We start from the raw sequence: 7147 nt of genomic DNA, 5'->3' as shown, positions 1-7147 counted from the left end.
CCAAAACAATTTTCAGTTAGATGGCTTTAATATGAATAATGATTTAGACCCCATAGGCAGAAGTGCGGATAATCCCACTGCAAATGGCACAAATACGCTTCGCGGTGGCAGAAGTCAGGGCTTAGCAGTGGATACGAGTCTGCTAGAATCTATCACAGTGCTTGATAGCAATGTAAGTGCAAGTTATGGGGGGTTCACAGGTGGTGTGGTGGAGGCACAGGTGCGCAAACCTCGCAAAGATAATGGTGGTATCAATGGCTGGCATAGCAATATCAGCTATCAATACACCTCCGATAAACTTACGCATTATTTTATCCACGAGAATGCAGAATCTACTTTTGCCACAAGTAGCAATGAAAACTACCAACCACAATTTCATAAGCACCTCATAAAATCTAGTGTGGAGGGCTATATCAAAGAAAATCTAGGGCTTATAGCAAGCTTTAACACCACGCAGAGTTTTATCCCGTTATATGCCTATGACCAAAGCTTATTTTCACGCTATAAAGGCAACGATTATGACAAAAAGCAAGACCAACGCAGGGAAATTTATAACTACTATGCAAAGGTATTTTATAATCCAAAAGAGAATCTCACACTAGAAGCAAGCCTCGCATATATGCCACAATTTAACACTTATTTTAATAGTGCTATGCGAGATTCTTTTTATGCGATGGAGAGTGGGGGCTGGCAAGCGGGACTAAAAGCTGTATGGGGGCACAAAGCGGGCATTTTTACTAATCAATTAGGATATAGCTTTATGGAACATTCTCGTGCAAGTGATAGTAATGTATATCGTGGGTGGTATTATAGCGAGGATAAAAATTGGGCAATGAATGGTAGCAATGTCGCAATGGAGGGAGGCTATGGCAATATGGACGAATTGCAACATTCTCTAAATTATAAAGCAGATATGGCTTTTGAGCCATTTAGATTTTGGAGAATGTCGCATAATGTTTTAGCAGGGCTAGATTTGACTTATCAATACATTGATAAAGAGCGGTTAAATCCATATTATCTCTTAAGTCCGTGGGGATATTACATAGGCAATACTTCATATCAAAGTATCAAAAATCTCAATGGTGGCTCTTGTGGCGCAGATAGTTTAGGGCTAGATAGTTGCTCTAGTGGCAAGGTGCTAGGTGGCGCAGGAGTTGGGTGGAATGGACAATTTTTTACTTACCTTCAAGAAGAGGGGGTAAATTCTATCAAGTTTGATAATTTTGCCTATGGGATTTTTGTCGAAGATGATATAAATTTTGATTTAGGAAAGGTAGGGGAGTTAAATACGCGCTTGGGCTTGCGCTTTGATGGGGATAGCTATATGAGCAAGCAAAGTCTTGCGCCTAGATTTTCGCTTAACTACATAACCCCCGCGCCAAAGCAGTGGCAGACAAAAATCACATTTGGGGCAAATCGCTACTATGCGCGCTCGATTTTTAGCTATCGACTTTATGATTTGGTGCTAGATTCTATGCGATATTACACGCGTGATTTAGACGCTACGACAAATATGCCTAGTGCGTGGGTAGAAAGAGAGGATTTAAAAGAGCAAGGCAGTAGCTCATTTTTGTTTCGTAAGCTAAAGATTCCATATAGTGATGAGTTAATGGCTGGGGTAACGCAAGAAATTGGGAGTTTTAGCATTGGTGTGAAATACATTTATCGCGCGGGCAGAGATGAAATAATGCGCGTGCAAGGGAGGAGCGCAAATGGCAACAATGTGCCTAGTGGCTATACAGGAGGTTATAATGTCTATACAAATGACGGGCGAAGTGAGAGCGATATTGTCTCACTGATTTTACAAAACACTAAACCGTTGCAAACTTATGGAATCTCTCATCAATATTTACTTGCCTTTGACTACACGCATAGTGCTAGGACTTACAATCCCCAAGCAGCCGATGACAGCTACTACAACAACACGCTTATAAAATATGATGGGGAGATTATTTCTTATCGAAATCGCCCTGTGGAAAATTTCGCCCGCCCTTTTACGCTACGACTAAATACTACGCATACTTTTAGCATTTCGCGCACAAAGTGGTTGGTTAATAACTTTTTTAGATTTCGCAGTGGCTATGATAAAATGATAGTCATCACCCAAAGAAGCCACCCAAATTTGTATGACACCACATTTCGCGGGACACAATACGCAAGGCATAGCTTCAAACCTAGCTTTAGTTGGGATATGCGCGTGGGCTTTGAAGTGGATATATGGAGGGGACAAACGCTATATGCAAATGTCGATATTTATAATGTGCTAAATAGTCAAAATATGACTACACTTGGACTAGCAAATGGCAATGCTACAACGGCTTTTGCCTCTGCTAGCTCTATCCCTGTATATGAGCTAGGGAGGCAATTTTGGGTGCAGGTGGGGTATAAATTTTAAGAAATTGTCATTGTGAGCGAGCGAAACGAGCGTGGCAATGACAAAAAACCATTGTCATACTGAGCGTAAGCGAAGTATCTCAAAAATAACAAGAGAGATATTTCGGTCGTTTCACTCCCTCAATATGACAAAGAAAACTCCGTCATTGCGAGTAAGTGAAACGAGCGTGGCAATCTGTATGTTGTCATATTGAGCGTTAGCGAAATATCTCTAAATTGTTGCTTTTTTGAGATACTTCGGGCTTTTAGCCCTCAGTATGACAAAGAATTTCTCTCTCCCTTGCGGATGGGAAATTGGATTGCTGCGCGCAGAATCTTGCAATAACAAAAACAATAGATTGCTACGCGGATTTATGCAAAATCTGCTCGCAATGACGATTCAATATAGCAAAGAAATCGCACTCACAATGACAAAAACCAAAGGAGAAAAAATGTCTAAAATCTGCTATGTAGTGTTTGTAGTGTTTGCTTTGCTTGGTGTAGTCGCGCAAGCACAGGGCAAAACTCAAGCCACCAAATCACCCAAACCACATATCGAGAATCTCCGCAAAATGTATAGCAATGCGGACTCTACCAAATGGACGAAAGCGCATATCGATGAGGCTGTGGTGGAGGATTTTGCACGGCAGTTAGGACTGCTACAATCTAGTCAAAATCTAAACGAACTTGATTCTAAAAAGCGCGGTGAAGTAGAAGCGCAAGTGCGCGCGCATTTGGAGATTGCGCCATTGCCAAAAACGCCACCTTACCCCGCGCACAATCCCTACTCTAAAGAAAAGCGCGATTTGGGTGAAAAGCTCTTTAATGAGCCAAGACTATCAGCGTCAAATCAAATCGCGTGCGCAAATTGCCACGATAAAGAGCTCGGGTTTGCTGATGGGAGAAGTGTAAGCTATGGGCATAATAGACAGCTAGGGCGTAGAAACTCGCCAAGCGTGGCGATGAGTGCGTTTGGCAAAGAGAAATTTTGGGACGGGAGGGCGCAAGATTTAGAATCTCAAAGCCTTTTTCCCATAGCTGACCCGCTAGAAATGGCGTATAACGCCGATAAAGCCGCTAAAAAGCTCCGCAAAATCAAAGAATATAAAGAGCTCTTTAAAATCGCCTTTGGCACGGACAAAATCACAAAAGAACTCCTAGCCAAAGCCCTCGCTACTTATCAGCGAAGCCTAATGCCCGCGCAAAATCGCTTTGATAGATTCTTAAATGGCAATGGCAAGGGGCTAAGCGATGAGGAAGTGTGGGGACTGCACCTCTTTCGCACCAAAGCGCGGTGTATCAACTGCCATAATAGCGTAGCTTTTAGCGATGGGAAGTTTCATAATCTTGGCTTGCATTTCTATGGGCGTGAGAAATACGAGGATTTGGGGCGATATGAGGTAACCAAAAATCCTAGCGATGTGGGGGCGTTTAAAACGCCGAGTTTGCGTGGCGTGGCAAAAAGTGCGCCCTATATGCACAACGGGCTTTTCCCGCATTTGCGAGGCGTGCTGTTTGGGTATAATTTCGGTATGGCAAAGCCAGAGCCACAAGAGGGCAAGGCTTATAATCCGCCTTTTCCAAAGAGCGATGAGATTTTGCGCCCGCTCAATTTAAGCGAAGAGGAAATCAACGCATTAGAGGCGTTTTTGAGGGTGCTATAAACTACACCTTTTCCCATATCGTGCCTTGCGGACTATCCATAATCTCAATCCCCATTGCTTTGAGTTCATCGCGCAAGCTATCTGCTTTGGTATAATTTTTTTCTTGCTTTGCTTGCAGTCTTTGAGCGATGAGGGTTTGTATCTTTTGCTTCTCTTCCTTACTCACGCCAAGTTGAAAATACTCGCTCGCATCTTTGCCACCAATGCCAAGAGTGAGTGCAATAAAAGCGATGTTATACGCTATGACTTCCATAAACGCGCTATCTTTTGGAGATTTGTCAATATATTCATTCGCGCCATTAAGCATTTCTTCTAGCACACTTAGGGCTTTTGAAATGTTTAAATCATCATTAAGTGATTGCAAAAAGTTTGTTACAAACTCATTGTTTGCGTGCTTTGCAATGCGTCCAAATACGCTCGATTCTAAGGTTTGTTTAGAATCGAGCGAAGTTATCGCTTCTTGTGTGCTTTGAGAAATCTTTAATCGCTTCTTTAAACGATAGAGTTTATCAAGTCGCTTTTTAGAGCTCAGCAAATCCTCTTCGTTAAAATCGAGCACACCGCGATAATGCACGCCTAACAAGTAATTACGCAAAATCTCGCCATCATAGACTTTAAGTGCATCTTTAATAAAAAAGCTATTGCCAAGCGATTTGCTCATTTTTTCACCATTGATATTGACAAAGCCATTATGCAGCCAATATTTTGCTAGCTCTCTATCGGTAGCACAGCGGGTTTGACTTGCCTCGTTCTCGTGGTGAGGGAAAAGCAAATCGCTCCCCCCAGCGTGAATATCAATCGCAAAATCTTTATCTTTATAAGCAAGGTGAGATTCTATCATTGCAGAGCACTCGATATGCCAGCCCGGACGACCAGCACCAAAGCTACTCTCAAAGCTCACATCGCCCTGCCCTTTGTAGCCTTTCCACAAGGCAAAGTCCCTAGATTCCAATTTATCATCAGCATTTTGGATACGACTTTGCGTGTTTTCCACATTATGATGAGAAAGTTCGCCATATTGAGAATCTTTTTGCACTTGCAAATACACATCGCCATTTTGCCCTAAATACGCATACCCCCTCTTTAGTAGCTCCTCTATCATTGTTTGGATACTCGCTAGATTCTGTGTGGCTCGTGGCTCAATGTCGCCACGCAAGACGCCAAGCCTATCCATATCATTCAAATATGCCTCAATGTAATGATTAGTAAGTTTCTCTAGCGTTTGATTGGTTTGGTGCATTTTGTTGATGATTTTATCATCAATGTCGGTGAAATTTTTTGCATACATTACTTGATACCCATTAGCAAGAAACACCCTGCGCCACAAGTCAAATGCAATCGAACTCCTCGCGTGTCCAAGATGCGCATCATCATAGACCGTGGGACCGCACACATAGATTCTTACTTCATTGGGTGCAATAGAGACAAATTCGCGCTTTTGCCTACTTTGAGAATCATAGAGTAATATTTTCATTCCTACTTCCTTATATTTTGTATTGTCGCTCGCACACTGCTACCAAATCCCATTAGACCAAGATTCCAAAAGATTTTTCATAATGCTTAAACACACCTAAAACCACAACTAAAAAACCTACCATTATAGCAAGTAAAGCTAAGCCTTTGGTATTTTTTAGCATTAAACTCAACTGCTTTAGCCCAAAAACACGCACCGTGAGTATAAAATACAAAAATCCACCAAGCGAGGAGGCAAGTGCAAGCCCCATTGCGCCAAGTGGGTGCATTAAAATAAGTGAGAATCCTACGCCGCATAAAAGCGAGATTGCCGAGATTTTCGCCGCCCTGCCCTGCATTTTATGCGAATACAACCACAAAGAAAAAATCCGCGCCAAACCAAATGGCAACAAACCAACCAAATACATTGCAAACACATTTGCCACTTCTAGCGTATCACTGCGCTCAAACTTCCCTCGCTCAAAAAGCAACCAAATAATTTCATCTTTAAGCATTATCCCACCAACCACACACAAACACAGTGCAATAAGCAACAACCAAAACGCCTTTTTCATTAAGCCTAAAGCCTCGTTGTGCTGGGCGTTTTTTACCGCCTTAGCAATAGTGGGGAAAAGCGCGCTAGAAGCCGCAATGGCAAAAATGGCTAGAGGGAGCTGAAAGATTCTATTCGCATAATATAAATAACTTATCGCACCACTTGCAAGAAATGAAGCAATAAGCGTATCTAAAAATGAGGCAATTTGTGCCGTAGAGCTCCCAAGCAATGCTGGGAAAAATTGCTTAAAAAATGCTTTTACATCATTTTTGATGTGTATGGCGCGCTTCTTTAAGGCGATGATATTGTTTTTTGCTTGCAGGTTTTGTGAATGCAAATCATCTTTAGTGTGAGATTCTCTAAAATATCGCCTACTTGAGAGAATCTCACGCAATCCCACAACCAAAAGTCGCCCAAAACCAAATCGCACAAGCGGATAAAAATGCAAGGCAATTTGGCACGCTCCGCCAATAAGCACTCCATAGCTTAAAATATATACCGCCCTAATATCATCAATATCACGCGCAAACCACAAAGCACCAATCATCGCAATATTAAGCAATGCAGTGTTATACGCGCTTACCCAAAAGCAATTTTTATACTGCAAAAGTGAACCTAAAAAAGTGCTTACAAATACCAACTCTAAATACCAAAAATTTATCGCTACGATAGGGCTTGCAAGCTCTATTTGCTGGGGTGAGAATCCAAAAGCCAATGCCTTAGTAAAAACCCCACTAAATGCCCACACACACAAACTTATAAGCAATATAACCCCACATATAATCACAAACACAATAACACTAAAAGCCCCCTTAGCTCGCGCGGCAATAAAACTCGGCAAAAAACTTTGCACAAATGCGCCCTCGCCAAAGATTCTGCGGAAGAGATTAGGGAGCTTAAATGCGACAAAAAATATATCACTCAATACCCCAGCACCCAAAAATGAAGCCATACACAAATCACGAATGAATCCAAAAATGCGCGAGCATAAAATCCCAGAGCTATTAGTCAAAAATGCCTTAAATATCAAAAATTTCCTTTGTTTGTCGATTAGTTAAGCAAAAATATGTAATTATATCAAAATTATTTTTCAATGATTAAA

At 41.7% G+C, this 7147-nt stretch carries 5 protein-coding genes; 3 read left to right on the top strand and 2 right to left on the bottom strand.

The genetic code is table 11. The features are described 5' to 3' along the window. From ACWIWK_RS09050 to ACWIWK_RS09040, 3 genes are all read left to right on the top strand, one after another. The coding region (locus ACWIWK_RS09050; protein ID WP_454152473.1) for a TonB-dependent receptor at positions 1 to 2395 on the top strand (2395 nt) is incomplete at its 5' end. A 37-nt stretch (positions 2396 to 2432) separates the two neighbouring features. Beyond that, complete coding sequence (locus ACWIWK_RS09045) at positions 2433 to 2588, top strand: hypothetical protein (RefSeq protein WP_454152472.1); 156 nt, start codon at positions 2433 to 2435, stop codon at positions 2586 to 2588. A gap of 63 nt (positions 2589 to 2651) precedes the next feature. Next, a complete protein-coding gene (locus tag ACWIWK_RS09040) occupies positions 2652 to 4037 on the top strand; it encodes a cytochrome-c peroxidase (protein WP_454152471.1) in 1386 nt (461 codons plus the stop codon). A 1-nt stretch (position 4038) separates the two neighbouring features. On the opposite strand, the gene cysS is transcribed toward ACWIWK_RS09040, so the two are convergent. Continuing rightward, positions 4039 to 5511 carry a cysteine--tRNA ligase gene (gene cysS / locus ACWIWK_RS09035; protein ID WP_454152470.1) on the bottom strand — a complete coding sequence of 491 codons (1473 nt, stop codon included), beginning with the start codon at positions 5509 to 5511 and terminating at the stop codon, positions 4039 to 4041. A gap of 52 nt (positions 5512 to 5563) precedes the next feature. After that, a complete protein-coding gene (gene murJ, locus ACWIWK_RS09030) occupies positions 5564 to 7075 on the bottom strand; it encodes a murein biosynthesis integral membrane protein MurJ (protein ID WP_454152469.1) in 1512 nt (503 codons plus the stop codon). Positions 7076 to 7147 lie beyond the last annotated feature (72 nt).

The sequence above is a fragment of the Helicobacter sp. 23-1048 genome, from assembly GCF_053654545.1.
Note: the sequence above shows the minus strand (reverse complement) of the source record. Positions and strands in the feature narration are given on the sequence as shown.

Excerpts from the sequence above, each read along its gene's own strand:
- ACWIWK_RS09045 (WP_454152472.1), top strand. The coding sequence starts at position 2,433 with ATGACAAAAAACCATTGTCATACTGAGCGTAAGCGAAGTATCTCAAAA.
- ACWIWK_RS09040 (WP_454152471.1), top strand. The coding sequence starts at position 2,652 with ATGACAAAGAATTTCTCTCTCCCTTGCGGATGGGAAATTGGATTGCTG.
- cysS (WP_454152470.1), bottom strand. The coding sequence starts at position 5,511 with ATGAAAATATTACTCTATGATTCTCAAAGTAGGCAAAAGCGCGAATTT.